This is a genomic window from Erythrobacter fulvus (assembly GCF_028595285.1).
GTDB lineage: Bacteria > Pseudomonadota > Alphaproteobacteria > Sphingomonadales > Sphingomonadaceae > Erythrobacter > Erythrobacter fulvus.
Genome location: NZ_JAQQXQ010000002.1, coordinates 25,075 through 40,066, shown reverse-complemented (window position 1 = coordinate 40,066; position 14,992 = coordinate 25,075). Strand labels below are relative to the sequence as shown.

The following is a 14,992-nucleotide window of genomic DNA, read 5'->3' as shown; positions in this document are numbered from 1 at the left end:
CTCTTGATGGGCTGCCTCGGGCTTGGGAACGGCGCGTCACCAGAATTGTCGAGTTAAGTCTCTCGGCTAACGCCGGCACGCTAAGATGTACACACATCGCGCGCACTCTATGCCAAATTGCCTCGACGGCTTGAGCATAACCCGCCAGGGCAATTTGGCCGAGGTCTGAGAAATTATTCCATACGCTCTGGTTTGATGGCCGCGCCAACCTGAGCAAACAGGAGCCGCTCCGGCAATTCAGCTGAATAGCCAAACCAAAGCTGGGGCCAGCAGGCCATGGAGACCGTCGGAACAGATAGAGACATGCCTCGGCCTCGCCACCAAAGCTGCGCGAACCCTCTGAGGTTATCCTACCGTTAAGAACTCTATTTCAGACGACGGCGACTACGGAATTGCGACGACAACAAGTATTTACCTTTTACGAATGCTGTAGAGCAGACGATGAACAAGCTCATGATCGGACTTACAGTCGCGGCCTCGCTAGTTGGCTCTGCCGCGAATGCCGCAACCTTTGTCTGCGACAGGTTCGAGGCAAGCTATCGCTCGCCAACCTAACAGAATGCCTCGATCGACAGCGGCGAGGCAGCCGTTTCCCCAGTCGCGCAATTCTTGATTCCGACAGGGAGCATCAATCCCACGGCAAGGATTTCGGCCTCGAGCATCGCGATAACCTTTGCCGCAAGCGCAATTTTCAGGCCGGCGGATTTCAATGGCATTAACCTCAAGAACCTCTCCCGCAGCAATATTGCCAGTGGCCTGCTGGATCCTGGCAGTACCCTTAGCGGGTTCGGCTAAGGCCGCTTAAGCTTCACATCAGACCCCGTCTTCTTCAATTTCGAAGGGTTGTCCGTTCGGGCCTCTGACCGCATCACGGCGAATGTCGAATTTATCGATACCGCGGTTCCCGAACCGACCGCCTGTATGCTGATACTGTTCGGCATTGGCCTTATCGGTAGTGCGATGCGCGCGGGCTCCATCAGTCGAATGCGCAGATCGTCTGCGTGACGCACCGCACGAACACCTAAAGTGCAGACACGAAGTCGGAGTTAAATACCGGGCTCGAAGTGTCCCGAAATGATACACCCGTAGCAACGCACGACTTACCCGTTGAAAGCGGTTAGCAAATCGTTAATAATCGGCCTACCTTGAATAATGTGGCCGATTCGATTGGGGAAGGGATCACTGACGTGCCCAAAATTGCATCTTGTTTGCTCCCGCTCGTCGCTGCGAGCCTAATTGCTGCAACGCCTGCTGGGGCAGTGACCTTTGCTGTGGGCGCCGAAGGCGCTGCGAGCGGTCAGGACATCGTCTGCGATTTCGACGGCAAGAACTGCGAGAGCAGAATTTCCGGAGATGCCGTTCGGCTTACGTCGAGTGTTGGCAGCGTAGGCCGAACGGTGAATGGAACAGGTTACTTGGCTATTCCCGGCATACGAGGGACCGGTGATTTCGTCGGATCGATCAATCTTGCTGACCTGCGGTCGACGGTTTTGAGTTTCGATTGGGGTTCGATTGACCGGTATAATTCGGTTCGTATTTTCACCAGCGATAATCCGACCGGCGTTGTGGTCCTTGCGAGCCAACTCGGCGTTGCACTTGGCGCCAATTTGGACCGCAACTTTAGTGCCAGCACAGGTAATGCCAGTGTGTTTTTCACCCGCGTTGATTTCCTTTCGACTCAAGCAGCGTTTGAGATCGATAACGTCGCCGTGAAGATTAACAGCGCTGTGCCTGAGCCCGGCACATGGCTGCTCATGATCCTCGGTCTGGGTGCCGTTGGCTTTGCAATGAGGCGCCGGCCGACAACTTCGGTACGCTTCCAGTTCGCTTAGGCCGTCCACACCAAACTGTGATAAGATAAAGGATCGGCCGACAAGCCGGTCCTTTATCTTTTGGGGGTACGACCTTGCATAAGCGCCATCATCTCAGCTCGAGGTGGCGATCAAATCCGCGCTTACCTTGGCGAGCCGCAGCACTGGTGCTTTTGCTTCTTTCCTTGTTCGCGCTTGCGCCCGCGCCGCATGCTGAACGAACTGAGAACCGACCCGGCGAGGAGCTATGGTACTATAACTCCCAATCGTCGCTTTCGGCACCGGCATCGAAAGTGGATGCCGCGACACTGAATGATGCAGTCCGCAGCTCGCCTCAATCCATTGTTCCTGCAAATCCTTGGCGATTGGGGAGCGCGGGCGTAGACGAGGCATCAAGGCTCCTGGCGATCGACTGCCTAACAGCTGCGATCTATTATGAAGCAGCCCATGAGCCTTTGATCGGCCAGCGTGCCGTCGCTCAGGTCGTGCTCAACCGATTGCGCCACCCTGCGTTTCCCAGCACTGTTTGCGGCGTCGTATTTCAGGGATCCGAAAGAGACACTGGCTGTCAGTTCACCTTCACTTGCGACGGAGCTCTTGAACGACGACCGGCACCGGCCGGCTGGCTAAGGGCCCAAGGTGTAGCCGCGGCCGCACTTGGCGGGTTTGTTGAACTCAGCGTCGGTCACGCGACGCACTATCACGCCGTCTATGTGCACCCGCGATGGACAACAAAGCTGATGAAGCTCAAGACCATAGGATCACATATCTTCTATCAGTGGCCCGGCCGATCGAGCTCTCCCGAAGCATTTTCCGACCGATATGGAGGTAGCGAGACCGTCCCGGCCTGGGCCAGCAATCTCCTGCGCAACAAGTGGCAAAGGAGCCTTGATACTACACTAAAATCGGCCATCGATGAGACTGAGGCAAGCTTGGTAAGTGTTCAGGAGCGGCCGAATGCAGATCCGGCGTCAAGTGGCCCTGCAGGCTATCCATCTGAGACGCTCAGCGGTCGCCAAACTGTTGAAAGCACCCCACGTCTGAATGTTGCCTCGGGGAAGTTGAAAGAGCCCACAACTCAGGCGACGCTGATCGAAAGCCGCAGGGAACTAAAGGATTAGATATTTGGCACCGGTCCTGGTGGTCCAAAATTCAAGTCAAAGAGTGGGTTTTCGTGATACAATCAACAATGGGACAAACCTCCAGCGGTTCGGAGCAGGACACACAACACTCTCGGTAGTCGACAGTAACTGCGAAGACGTGAACCACAAAGAACCGCCGCCCCTCCTGCTGCGCGCAGACCTTGCTTCCCAACACAAGCATCAACCAAGTTGCTGCGGAACCGAAAAGGGGGCGCAGACTGCGCCCCCTCTGTACAAGCTCAATGTGTTTTGCCGGATTAGGCAAATTGCAGACGAACCTGAGCCTTCTGACTGCGGCGCATCGCGAAACCTACAGCTCCTAGGCCGAGGATCATGAGCATCCATGTCCCTGGCTCCGGCACCGACAAAGTCCCGTCAAAGGCGAACGCCATCGGCGAGGCAACGTTTCGGGTGTTTTCAACCCGGAATTCGATGGTGCTTACCTGACGGTTGATGTTAATCGAACCGATGCTACGGCCATCAGCCGCTCTGAATTGTTCATCAAAGGGGTCAGCAGTAAACAACGTGCCTAATGAGACGCCGTTGATAAGAATGTCGAGCAAACGGTTATCTGCCCAGTAGATGCCGGAGAGGCTATTGTACCAACCCGGCTCATCGAGTTTGTAGATAAAGCTGTAAGTGCCGGGCGGAACCGAAGTACGACCACCGGTAACGCTCGAGATCCACTTCAAACCCGCAGGAAGTGTAACCCAGTTGGGGTTTGGGCTAACTACGACAACCGCATCCTGAAGCGGCGTGGTAGGCCCCGACACCTTCCAGTTCGTAGCCGTTTCGGTGTCCACATCCACCGTTGTAGCAGCAGCTGCCGGTGCGGCAAATAACATCGCGCCAGCGACAAAAGCCGCCCCAAGTTGAGATTTCCACATTTTTCTGATCTCCGTCAAAGTACCATAGCGCACGGCCAAACAAGCGTCAGCCAGGTCCCAACCCGCCATGCAACCCTCTAGTCAGGATTTATACTTACCCCTGTACCTCTTCACCATTAACGATATCCGCAAACTAGTCAACGACGTGAGCCAACAAATATCGACTGAATGCCTGTGAGCCTGACTTAAAAACTCATCCGACCTCGCAATGGCATGCGAAGAAGTGGGTGAGGAGGCGGATCTGGATAATGGTGGTCCAAGCGGTGAAACTCTCGATAGTCCGTTCCCAGTCTTTTACGAGGCGTCGCCATCTGCCGAGCCAGACGAAGGTGCGCTCGACCATCCAGCATCGCGGGAGCAGAACGAAGCCCCTGGCCGTGTCGCAGCGGCGACAAATCTCAAGCGTCCGTCCCGCGCGCCCATGCGGCGCGCCGATGAGCTTGTCCCCGACATAACCTCCATCGGCGAACAGCTGGCCCAGCCACGGAAGCGGTAGCGAGCCGTCCAATCACGATCCTGAATGCTGGGAGCGTGGATGGTGACGAACAACATCAGTCCGAGCGCATCGGTGATGATGTGACGCTTGTGGCCCATGATCTGCTTGCCCGCGTCGCAGCCCCTTGGCCCGCCGCTCTCGGTAGTCTTGACGTTCTGACTATCGATCACCCCGGCGCTTCCGCTGGCCTCACGCCCTTCGATTTGGCACGAAGCCATCACCAATAGGCGGCTCACCGTCTGCCACATGCCGCTGTCGCGTCAAGCATAGAAATAGCGCAGAACCGTCGAGAGCGGAGGGAAGTCCTTAGACAGCACCAGTAATTGGCAACCACGGGTCGCCAGATAGAGGATCACGTTGATCACCTCGCCCTGGCTGGTGCTGGCGGCCTGGCGCCGAGCGTTGCCAAGGGAAGCAACGGCTCGGTCAACGCCCACTCTGCATCGCGCAAATCGCTTGGATAACGCAGCCCCTTACGGCTATGCCGCAGTCGGGAGGCATCGGCCCACATCACTCGAGCCTCGGTCGTTTCTGGCGAAATTTCGGGGAGCGAAGCTGTGCAAAGCAAATTCTGCAGTGCGCCAGTGCATTAAGCACAATTTACTGGTATATAAAACTTATTTTTTGAAGACAAGCTCTGAAACAGTCGGCGTTTTTCCGCCGCGGTAAGTTTGGCTGGCGATCACGCCAAGGGTTTGCTTGAAATCCGCTGGCATAAAGATCGCGCTCACCTTCACTCAGACCGCTGTCCCAAAACATGAGGTTGCGGGAGCGTGGCGGGGCGCAGCCGACCCGAGCATGCCGGCAATCAGGGAAGCGCACTGACCTTACCGAGCCTAAGTTGGTCGACAATACACCTATACGGACAGGTGAATTGGTAGGCGCTCACTCACCAAATATAGGAGGCAGAAAAGAGGTAGGCAGAGAAAAATGCTATTACTTGTAATATGATCCATAGTCGTCAGTATAACCGTATAGATCACCATATCCGCCCCAGTACCTATTGAAGACTGTACCGATCAACTTCTTTGAACCAAGAAGTTGCAGCGAAGTCTCGAGCTGTCTCTTTGTTGTCACACCTTGCTCAACGACCAAGACGATGCCATCGAGATGCTGCGCCACTATCAATGCGTCGTCGCTGACGAAGAGTGGTGGAAGGTCACATATTACGAGCCCATCATCTGCAAAAGTTCGCAGGCCGGAGATAAGCTCGGCGAGACGTTCTCCGGACAGCAACTCAGCAGAATTACCGCCCCCCACAAAGGAGGGCGCAATGACCAGGTTCGTCTCCTCGACCCCCCGCACAAGTGAGGGCAGCCCATCCACTTCGCCTAGAAGATACTCAGTGATGCCTGGCGGATCCACTATACCGAACAGCTCGGCGATGGTTGCGCGTTGAAGATCGAAGTCGGCAAGGACGATCTTGTCGCTCGCAACCCTGCTCATGGCGGCCGCAAGATTGGATGCCAGGAAAGACTTGCCCGCATGGGGCGAAGGTGAGGTCACGCCGATGATTTTGTAGCCCTCGCTAGCCAATTTCCTGCCCAGCAAGGTCCGCAGCAGCTTGAAAGGCCGGGCCCGAATGTCGCGCTCGGAAAAGCCGATGAGCGAGGGGCTTGCTTCCGGCATCGGGATCATCGTTAGGGGTGGTTGTGGCTGCAAGAAAGGGGACTCCGGCGAAGAGTGTGGCGCGCTTGGGGTTCTGCCGCTTCGAGATATGGTTTGGCTAGCTGACTAACTGGAGTCTTCCAAATTCCCTCTGCGGCGGGGGAGCAGAGATCTGGTGCGCTTCCAAACCCCCTCCCGAGGTTCACCGATGGTCGGGATCGCGACGAGAGGCATCGTGCCGGTCACGGCTTGGATGTCAGCCATGTCGCGAATGGGCCTGAAGAACAATTCGGCAGCAAGCGCAAGCAGAAGGCCTGCGCCCAACCCTGCAGCAATGCCGCCTGCAATCAGCAGCGGTCGGTTGGGCGAGATGGGCTCGTCCGCCACGACCGGAGGATCGATCACCGACAAGCGCTCGCCTTTCTGCTCGCTTTCTGCGCGGGCGCTTCCCTGCGCTTGCATCAACCGGGTCGACACGCTTTCATATTGCTGGTTAAGCAGATCAAGCTTCTGCTGTTCCTGTGCGATCTGCTGTTCGACAAGCGGGGCCTGCGCCATCGCTCTTTGCGCCGTCGAAAGCCGCGCAAGTTCCTGTGCCTTCATCGCGCGTATAGCTTCAATCTGTGCGCTGTTGGCAGCGATCTGCTGATCGACAGTGTCGGGCGGAAGCTTGGCCTGATTGCTGGCAGCGAGGCGCTCGGCCTCCCGCAGGCGCCGCTTGGCAATCGCAATATCCGGGTGGTCTTCGGAATAGCGTGCCTGCGCCGCAGCAAGGTCGGCTTCCGCCGCAGCAACGATCGGGTCACGCTCGGCGGCGGTCTGCCGGGCGGCGCGCTGCGCCTGAAGGAGCGCATTGTCGCGCTGCAAGGCGATGATCTGGACGTCGAAACTGCCGCTATTGCCTCCCATCGCCATCATGCCCGGATTGGAGAGGGCGAGGCCGTTCTGGGCCTTGATCTGCTCGATAAGCTTTTCCGCATCGGCAATCTGGGTTTGCAGAGACGCAGCCTGATCGGTCAGAAACTGAACCGTGCTTTCGGCTTGCTCAGAGCTTTTGGTGGCGTCGAGCAGAAGAACCTGCTCGGTCATGTCCTGGGCCACCGCCTGAGCGAGGGATGCCGTTTCGTAGTCGAAGCTCAGAGAAAAGGCGATCGTCGTCGACCGGCCTGCGCCGCGCTCGAACTGCGCGGACACCGGCTCGATCCTGGTCGCGCCCCGCATGTCCTCGATGATTTCCGAGAGCGACTTGGCTGCCCGTTCATCGGTGTAGAGACGATGCTTCTGGATCAGTTCGATCAGTCGGGGCCGGCTCAGTACCTGCTGACGGAACTTAGCAATCCGCTGATCGATGATATCGACGCCTTGATCGCCAAGCACGTCTTCCGGCAATTGCGGCGATTCAACCAGCAGCGTTGCCGTGGAACGATAGACAGTCGGCAAGATAAAGGCTGCAGCGATGCCCGCAATCGAGAGCAGAAGCGCCGGGATCACAACGAGGAGGTAGCGCTCGCGCAGTACAGCGGGCAAATGCATGAGCAGATTGCCACCCTCGGCCCCAGCGGCCTCATATTCGTCGTCTCTCATCGGGACCGCCCCAGATTAAACGTTATACCGACCAGACCCTGCACATTGGTTGCGCCGCCTGGAAGATTGCCGGTCGTGTTTAAATAGCCTCCGCTGACAAAGAGACGAAGGCGCTCATCGAGTTGCCGCTCATAACGCACAAAACCGTTAATGCTCTCAAAATCGTTCGGTCCGACGACATTCGTCACAGGTTGTGAGGCCGTCGCATAATTGCCGCTGAACTGCAGCGTGTCGCGCTCTGACACCTGTAGCGAATAGGAAAAACCTGCCGTGGTCTGGAGCAGAGCGCCGCCGATAGCGGCAGGAAGCACCTGACGCGATCCATTGACGCACAGATTGCTCCGTTCGCCGCGGTTGCACAGGGACAGATTGCCGGCAACCGCAGTGGTTGTATCTTCCAGATCGCCGAATTCGAGGCGCGTGATCGCAGCCCCTACACTCCCCGTTACCTCGAGCCGAGGCGAAAGATCGGCCCGCACCTGCAGCTGCGGGGTGATCGTCCGAGCGCTGCCGCCTGATGCGCCGATGAAGTCAATCAGGCTGGCATCGACGATAGCACCGATCGAGAGCCCCTCGTCGAGCTGGCGCGAATACTGGAGCTGCTGTGCAAGAAAATTGGATTCGATGAGGCCGTCCCCTTCAAACCGGTCTGCTCGTCCGGTCAAAGACCAACGGAGCTGATCCCGCTCGCTCATTGTATAGGTCAGCCCCGCATCGGCACCGAATTGCGTGCGCCGCTGCCCCTGCCCAAGCACTGTTATGTCGTTGCCGGTCGGCGGAAGGGGAACATCGGGCGCGAGGTCATCGACGAAGAAGGGGTTGGCGAGGTTGGTCGCAAGCACATTGCTGCTGAGCAGCAGGCCTCCGTCGATCTCGAGCCTTTCTGTTGCCCGATGCGAGGCAGCGAGGTCAGCTCCAAAATTCTGGAGCGATTCGTAGCGCCCGAGATATTCGATGTGCTCTACGCGGCCCGAAAGGCGGAAGGTGTTGCGCTCGCTCGAGCGTGACAAACTCGGTGCGAGCTGGAAGCGGATCGACGCGGCCGAGGTGTCATCGAACCCACCGAGGAAGGGATTGCTGTCAAAACCGGCGGATGCTGTCGCGACAAGGCTCTGGTTCAGACCCAGAAAGCCATTGGTCCCTCCCCCCTCGCCACCTCGCGCAAGGCCCGCGCTGCCTGTCGGGGACGACTGCATGCCAGCAAGGTTGATGGCCACAGTATCACTCACAGGGTTGGAAGCGACAAGGATCCCTGCCTGCTCAAGCAAGCTGACCGGAATGTTGGCCTCGAATGCCGGTGATCTTCTGAACCGTTCCAGCTCGACTGGATCGAACCGTTCGCTCAGAAGTTCAACGAGTGCCCCAAGCCGGATCTGCTCCGGCATGTTCATCGCAGTCTTGTCCGTCCGCGGCGCTGCTTCATCCGCCAACGGTGCAGATGCCATCTGCAGAGAAGCTTGCCCTTCCCACCCCTCAAGAGGCCCGATATCTTGATCTAACGTGGCCTTGGCCGGAGCGTTATCGGAACCAAATGGGAGGTTGAGGCTCGGCAATTCACCGGTTTGAGCAAGGTTGGCTGACGCCAATTCGAAAGAAACAGCTGGTGCCATGGAAGACGCCTGGGCGTCGGCATCCTCACCATCGGAGGTAAAGCCAGTGGGATCTTGAGACGTGATCCTTACTTCTAAAAGTTCGGATTGCTCGAGCCTCCGGGGATGCGCATTAGGAAGGCGGATAGACAGAGGTGGAGCGGGCCAACCGTGACCACGCGGTGCAACGAAATCACGCGCGGCAGCCGGTTCGAGGGCAATAGAGACGGGGAGAGGCTCTCCTGCGCGAAGGTCAATAGGAGAGATGGCAGCATGGAGGGCATGCACTGCGGTGCCATACGTCACCTCAATCTCGCCGGGCATGGCGTCGAGCGGAAGCGGTGCATAAGCGATCTTGGGCTCGGCCCAAATGGCCCCGGCACCCCCTTCACCCGAGGTCTTTGCACGAATGCCCCGGGACAACGACGCCGTCGCCTGCTTAACTTCGACGTTCTCCAATGGGTTGAGGGGTGCATGAGATTGCTGGGGCGCCCCCAACTTGCCTGCCGTCGGCCGCGATTTCAAATGAGGTTCAGCAGATTTCCCATCCCATCCAAAGTCCGCCTGGATTTGCGGAGCGATGAGCTCAACAACAGTTGGGAAAGCATCTCGCGCTTCGAAAGTCGCCAGAGCGTCCCTTGGGCTTTCGTCTGGCTGGGAGAACAGCCGGGTCCCAAGTGTGACGCTTCCCGGGGTGAGGTCCCTAAGCAATCCGTGATCTTCAAGAAGGAAGTCGGGCTGCTTCCCGGTATGGGTGAGCAAGATAGCGGGCCGTGAAGACGAGGCAGGCTCTACTGGCCCAGCATCCCTCGCAAGGACAACGCGTATGTGGGGGACCCCTTCTCTGCCATCCCTGGCCTCTAACTGGTTTTCGGGAATGGCAACCAGAACGCAGCCAGCCAAAAGACAAGGAAGCACCCGCAATCCGAGCGAGCGCCCGAGCGCGAGGCTGCTCACGCCGCGGCCCACGGATACATGCGGACCCAACACACTGCGCGCAGGCCGGCTGGCCGCTCTTCGCATTGCTGAAGTCTCATGCATCATGTGCCCCTTACCCACGCGCTCGTTCTGGTTCGTCTGCTGTCAGGCCAGCGCAGCGATTACGACAGATCTGCTCGCCAGCCAATGCATTCACTCGTCCCCCGCTCGAGAACTTTCACGCTCATCCGAAAAAAAACATCCGGTTAGGCTCAAGGGACAATGACCGTATCCCCACTGCGGATGAGCGGCAAGGCATTCACAGCCGCAGCGCTCACGGACCGACTGCGGAGGATATCCGAGAGCTTCGCCGGGATTACCACAAGACTATCCCCCGACTTGCGCACAACCACGACATTGTCGAGGCTCGCAAACTCGTCGACGCCGCCTGCGAGGCTGAGCGCTTCGAGCAAGGTAAGATAACGTCCCGGCGTGAAAGTCCCCGGCGAGCGCACCTTGCCTATGACGGAGAACTGCAAGCCACTCGTCTCCGCGACAGCAACCGTTACGTCAGGGACGTTACCGTCGACATACTTGCTCGCCAAACCCGTAGAGATCGCCGCTTCAATCTCTCGCGTAGTCCGCCCTGCCCCCTCGATCCTGCCGACAAGCGGGAAGCTGAGCGTCCCATCGGGCAGCACCCGAACAGTGCGCTGGAGTTGGTCCTCGCGCCATACGCTGATCTGGAGTTCGTCGCCAGGATTGACCCGGTATTCCGGAAGCGCCACAGCGGGAAGGGCTTCGCCGGCAGGGGCAGGAACGGCCTCCTGAGCCAAAAGGATGCTGGACACATTAAGCCCCGCAAAGATAACGAGCGCTGCTCCAAGCATACGGACCGCTGACGGCTTGCTCACACTTTACCTCATATCCTGCGTGATGATCCAGAAATGTTTTCCTGTTGCCCTACCCGCGAGATAAGCCAACCATTTCTCAACGCGCACTCGCTAACAACCTCATGACGAAAGACCAAGCAAAAAGCTTTGGGTGCTGAAGCCTCACAAGGATGCAACTTTGATCCGATCATCCTGTTACCTGCGCAAACGCATGTCGGGCCTCGCGATGGCGTGTTCGCTGCTCTTTGCGGGCTGCAGCGACAAGGTCAGCGAGGCCGCCGAGTATGCCGCAATAGCGCAGGTCCAACTTGAAGCGGGCAACCTTGATGAAGCCCGTCAGAATGTGCAGCAGGCGATCATCGCCCGAGATGATGTCGCTGACTACTTCGTGCTTCTCGGGCGGATCGAGCTCCAATCCGGAAAGCTCCCCAGCGCCTTCAATGCCTATTCCCGTGCCCTCGACCTACAAGCAGACAATCTCGAAATCCTGCAAGCGATTGCAGAGCTGGGGCTGCAAACCGATCGATTGAGCGAAGCCGAGGAAGCCGCCGACCGCATGCTGTTGCTGTTCCCGGGGGCCTCGCGGGCCATGCTGGTAAAGGGCTTCCTCGCAATCGAAGCCGGGCGCCTTGAAGAGGCAGAGCGCTTTTCCGATGAGATTCTGGAGTTGAACCCGAATGACGAGGGCGGCGCCATTCTTGCTGCCCGCCTGCTGGCTCTGAAGGGACAATTCGAAGACGCGGTTGCAGCCGTGTTAGAGACGCGGGAGGCCATCGGTGAAACCGAAGCGCTAAACGCAACACTGCTTGAAATTTACCGGGCGCAGGGCAACGCCAAAGGCATGCGCGAGGCATTCCCGAAGGTGATCGCACAAACTGGCGAAGATTCGAACTACCAGATCGACTTCGTCAATTTCCTCTACAAAACCGGCAATATACGGGCGGCGCGCGCGGAGGCGGCAAAGGCGATTGCGGCGCAGCCCAATGATCGCACGCGCCTCGCATTGCTCAATCGTCTCTTCCTCGAATACGACCGGGCGCCAATCAGCCCTGCGCAGCTATCGACGATGGCGGTGTCGGCAACGCTGGCAACACGCCTGGCTCTTGCCCGCTTTTATTTCGACAGCGCGCAATACAAGGAAGCGAGGAGCCTGCTTGCGCAACCGCTTGCCGAAGGCGTCGTCGAAGCACAGGCGCACGCGGCGCGGATCGCACTTTCCGAGGGACGTGTCCAGGAATCGGACAGACTCATAAATGCCGTCCTTGCCCGTGACCCCCGCAACCCGGATGCGCTCGTCGCGCGCGCCGAGAGACGGCTTGCATCCGGCAAGATTGACGGAGCAATCGAGGATGCAAATATCGTTGTGTCTGATGCGCCGCAGGAATATGCAGGCTATGCTGCACTTGCTAACGCGCATCTTGCTAAGGGAAGCGAGGTCAGAGCCAGGCAGGTGTTCGAGCGGGGGGTAGATTTCTTGTCGCAGTCCGGAATTCTTGCTGCACGCTATGAGGCTTTCTTGAGGAAGGTCGGCGACAGCGCACGGATCGTCTCGCTTTATGGCGATCTTGCGATGGCCAAGCCCTCGTCCGAAAAGGCATGGCAGGAATTCGCACGGGTGTGCGAAGAATTCGGCAACCGGGTCTGCAAGGCCAAGATCGAGCGCGGCCTGGCAGCTGCCAAACAGAGCTTCGTGATCGATGACCCGCCCGGCACACCGCGTGCGCGCGGGCTGTTCGCAAGGATCACGCCCGAGCAGATCTGCCGGTCTTCAGGGGGCGTATGCACGGGCACGTAAAGCCCTCTCCCCGGCGCAGCAGCGGCCATCTGCGCTTCACCTCGAACGTCTTGCGCACGCTCGGGGTGGTGAATGATGCTGCCTGCTTCCTTGGTGCCTACTTGTTGGCAGCAGGCGCCTATGCGGCTTCGATCGGCTATTATTACGACAGTCGCCTTCATCACAGCGGCGCCATCATCCTTTGCATCAATTTCCTGCTGATCCGGATCTCTCGTGACGGCTATGTCGCCTTCCGCGGACAGGGCAAGGACGTTGGCGGCAGTGCCATCGCGGACTTCGTCCTTGCGGCGGCGCTGACGGGCCTAGTGGTCGTCCAGCTTGATATGCTCGACGAGTTTTCTCGAGGCTTGGCGCTCTATTTCATGGGATTCACCATTGTCCTTCTGTTCCTGAGCCGCATCGGCTTTCGCATGCTGGTATCGCGGTTGATGAACGAAGGGCTGATCGGCCAGAGAGTTGCGGTTTACGCCGAGAGCGCGAAAGTCGCTCAAAGAGTGTCACAGTTACTCGAGCTCGAGCGGCTCCCGCACTTGCGGCTTGCGGGTTATGCCGATGAGCGGACACGTGGCGAGAGGAGCGAGATCGACCTTGCCTATCTCGGCGATCTCGATGACTTGCTCGAACTTGCCCGCACCGGACGCCTCGACCAGGTCATTATGGCGGTTCCAAGAATTTCCCAAGCGCGCCTTGACCAGATCTCCGAGACACTGAGCGCGGCTTCCATTGACCTATGCGTGTTACCGCGCGAGACACTTGAATTGACGACCAGCTACCGGGTGAATTTTCTCGGTTCGCTTCCGGTCTTTGCCATCTGGCAGCAGCCGATCCGGGATATTGACGGGATTCTCAAAGAAATGATCGACTACACGGTGGCAATCATTGCCATCGTGCTGCTGGCTCCGCTCCTTATCCTGACTGCACTTGCCATTCGCCTCGAAAGCAAGGGGCCCATCCTGTTCCGTCAGGCTCGCTTCGGGTTCAACAATAACGAAATCTCGGTGCTCAAGTTTCGGTCGATGTATGTCGATCGGCAGGATCAGAGCGGTGCGCAGCGAACCCAGAAGAACGATCCACGGGTCACGCGTGTCGGTCGCTTCATAAGGCGGACCAGCATTGACGAGTTGCCGCAGCTCTTCAACGTCCTAAAGGGTGAGATGTCGATTGTCGGGCCCCGCCCCCATGCCACCATGATGCGGGTGGGCGACAAATACTACTTTGACGCCGTGAGCGGCTACTCCGCACGTCACCGGGTCAAGCCGGGGATCACCGGCTTAGCCCAGGTGCGAGGCCTGAGGGGCGAAATCGACACGGCCGAACGTGCGCGCAAGCGCGTTGAATATGATATCTACTATATCGAGAACTGGTCTCCCCTGCTCGACATCCGGATCATCCTCGAAACCGTCTTCAAGGTGTTCTGGGATAAGCATGCTTACTAAGCGCGCCACGACCGAATTCCTGGGGGTCGAGTTCGCCAACCTGACCTATGAGGAGGTGGCGCTCGAACTTGACAGGCTGTCGCGGTCCGAGAGCTTTTCCTACGTTGTGACGCCTAACGTCGACCACGTTGTGATGCTTCACGAGCATAAGGACGAAGACATCAGAAAACGTTTCAGCGACGCTTACAACGATGCTGCTTTCCGACTTTGCGATAGTCGTATCTTGCAGCTTCTCGCAAAGTTCCGCGGAACCGAGCTCGAGGTTGTCACCGGCAGCGATCTGACAGCGATCCTTTTCGAGAAAGGTCATCTGAATGGAAAGAAGGTCGCGATCATCGGCGGAGATGATGCAATGCTTCCCGAACTCCGCGTTCGTTTTCCCCAAATCAATCTAGTTCAACACATACCGCCTATGGGCGTATTAAGACGGCCCGACGCAGCTAGAGAGATTGAAGCTTTCCTAGCCTCTGCGTCGAGCGACTATGCACTTTTGGTTTTCGGTGCCCCGCAAAGTGAGATTATCGCAAACCAGTGCCTCAACGCCGGCCGAGCTAGGGGCGTAGGTCTCTGTGTAGGCGCGTCCATTGAGTTCGTACTCGGAAGGAAAGCGAGAGCACCTACATGGGTACGGAAATTCCGCCTTGAATGGGCTTTCAGAATGGTGATCGAGCCAAGAAGGCTATGGAGGCGTTACCTGATAACGGGGCCGAGAATTTTTCGGCTTACGTTGCTCGAAGCTCGCCCTTGAATATGCAGATGCGTAACCAAACAGGGTGATAGATACCTTCGCCGCATCATCGTCGTCAGCGCATTGCCTCCCTTTACGCCATCAA

11 protein-coding genes and 1 pseudogene are annotated in these 14,992 nt (G+C 58.0%); 6 read left to right on the top strand and 6 right to left on the bottom strand.

Annotated elements, in window-relative coordinates:
* Positions 1 to 843: 843 nt before the first annotated feature.
* The 3 genes from OIK40_RS15085 (at position 844) to OIK40_RS15025 (ending at position 2,932) form a co-directional block, all read left to right on the top strand.
* The gene (locus OIK40_RS15085) at positions 844 to 1,005 is read left to right on the top strand and encodes a PEP-CTERM sorting domain-containing protein (RefSeq protein ID WP_374211775.1); all 162 of its coding nucleotides are present in this window, start codon (positions 844 to 846) and stop codon (positions 1,003 to 1,005) included.
* A 182-nt stretch (positions 1,006 to 1,187) separates the two neighbouring features.
* Positions 1,188 to 1,832 (top strand): PEPxxWA-CTERM sorting domain-containing protein, encoded by a 645-nt coding sequence (locus tag OIK40_RS03065; RefSeq protein ID WP_273676120.1) that lies wholly within the window; start codon positions 1,188 to 1,190, stop codon positions 1,830 to 1,832.
* Between the two features lie 146 nt (positions 1,833 to 1,978).
* Complete coding sequence (locus tag OIK40_RS15025) at positions 1,979 to 2,932, top strand: cell wall hydrolase (protein ID WP_309557479.1); 954 nt, start codon at positions 1,979 to 1,981, stop codon at positions 2,930 to 2,932.
* 278 nt (positions 2,933 to 3,210) lie between these two features.
* Here the strand turns inward: OIK40_RS15025 and OIK40_RS03055 are convergent, their stop codons facing one another.
* The 6 genes and pseudogenes from OIK40_RS03055 to OIK40_RS03030 form a co-directional block, all read right to left on the bottom strand.
* Entirely contained in the window at positions 3,211 to 3,909 is a 699-nt protein-coding gene (locus OIK40_RS03055; RefSeq protein ID WP_273676118.1) for a PEPxxWA-CTERM sorting domain-containing protein, read from the bottom strand.
* A gap of 124 nt (positions 3,910 to 4,033) precedes the next feature.
* A pseudogene (locus OIK40_RS03050) lies at positions 4,034 to 4,850 on the bottom strand (IS5 family transposase).
* 422 nt (positions 4,851 to 5,272) lie between these two features.
* On the bottom strand, positions 5,273 to 5,974 hold the full coding sequence (locus tag OIK40_RS03045) for a CpsD/CapB family tyrosine-protein kinase (RefSeq protein WP_273676115.1): 702 nt from the start codon (positions 5,972 to 5,974) through the stop codon (positions 5,273 to 5,275).
* Positions 5,975 to 6,070: 96 nt separating this feature from the next.
* Positions 6,071 to 7,528: a GumC family protein gene (locus tag OIK40_RS03040; RefSeq protein ID WP_273676113.1), complete on the bottom strand. Its 1,458-nt coding sequence runs from the start codon at positions 7,526 to 7,528 to the stop codon at positions 6,071 to 6,073.
* Positions 7,525 to 9,879 (bottom strand): hypothetical protein, encoded by a 2,355-nt coding sequence (locus OIK40_RS03035; protein WP_273676112.1) that lies wholly within the window; start codon positions 9,877 to 9,879, stop codon positions 7,525 to 7,527. Before OIK40_RS03035 ends, OIK40_RS03040 begins: the two co-directional genes overlap by 4 nt.
* A gap of 428 nt (positions 9,880 to 10,307) precedes the next feature.
* Entirely contained in the window at positions 10,308 to 10,886 is a 579-nt protein-coding gene (locus OIK40_RS03030; RefSeq protein ID WP_273676111.1) for a polysaccharide biosynthesis/export family protein, read from the bottom strand.
* Between the two features lie 253 nt (positions 10,887 to 11,139).
* On the opposite strand from OIK40_RS03030, the gene OIK40_RS03025 reads away from it, so the two are divergent.
* The 3 genes from OIK40_RS03025 to OIK40_RS03015 are packed head-to-tail and all read left to right on the top strand — an operon-like array spanning position 11,140 to position 14,907.
* A complete protein-coding gene (locus tag OIK40_RS03025) occupies positions 11,140 to 12,723 on the top strand; it encodes a tetratricopeptide repeat protein (RefSeq protein WP_273676109.1) in 1,584 nt (527 codons plus the stop codon).
* Entirely contained in the window at positions 12,708 to 14,159 is a 1,452-nt protein-coding gene (locus OIK40_RS03020) for an undecaprenyl-phosphate glucose phosphotransferase (RefSeq protein WP_273676107.1), read from the top strand. Before OIK40_RS03025 ends, OIK40_RS03020 begins: the two co-directional genes overlap by 16 nt.
* Positions 14,149 to 14,907 (top strand): WecB/TagA/CpsF family glycosyltransferase, encoded by a 759-nt coding sequence (locus OIK40_RS03015; RefSeq protein WP_273676106.1) that lies wholly within the window; start codon positions 14,149 to 14,151, stop codon positions 14,905 to 14,907. The genes OIK40_RS03020 and OIK40_RS03015 overlap by 11 nt, the downstream gene beginning before the upstream one ends.
* Positions 14,908 to 14,992: the final 85 nt, after the last annotated feature.

Excerpts from the sequence above, each read along its gene's own strand:
- OIK40_RS03055 (WP_273676118.1), bottom strand. The coding sequence starts at position 3,909 with ATGGCGGGTTGGGACCTGGCTGACGCTTGTTTGGCCGTGCGCTATGGT.
- OIK40_RS03045 (WP_273676115.1), bottom strand. The coding sequence starts at position 5,974 with ATGATCCCGATGCCGGAAGCAAGCCCCTCGCTCATCGGCTTTTCCGAG.
- OIK40_RS03040 (WP_273676113.1), bottom strand. The coding sequence starts at position 7,528 with ATGAGAGACGACGAATATGAGGCCGCTGGGGCCGAGGGTGGCAATCTG.
- OIK40_RS03025 (WP_273676109.1), top strand. The coding sequence starts at position 11,140 with ATGTCGGGCCTCGCGATGGCGTGTTCGCTGCTCTTTGCGGGCTGCAGC.
- OIK40_RS03020 (WP_273676107.1), top strand. The coding sequence starts at position 12,708 with ATGCACGGGCACGTAAAGCCCTCTCCCCGGCGCAGCAGCGGCCATCTG.
- OIK40_RS03015 (WP_273676106.1), top strand. The coding sequence starts at position 14,149 with ATGCTTACTAAGCGCGCCACGACCGAATTCCTGGGGGTCGAGTTCGCC.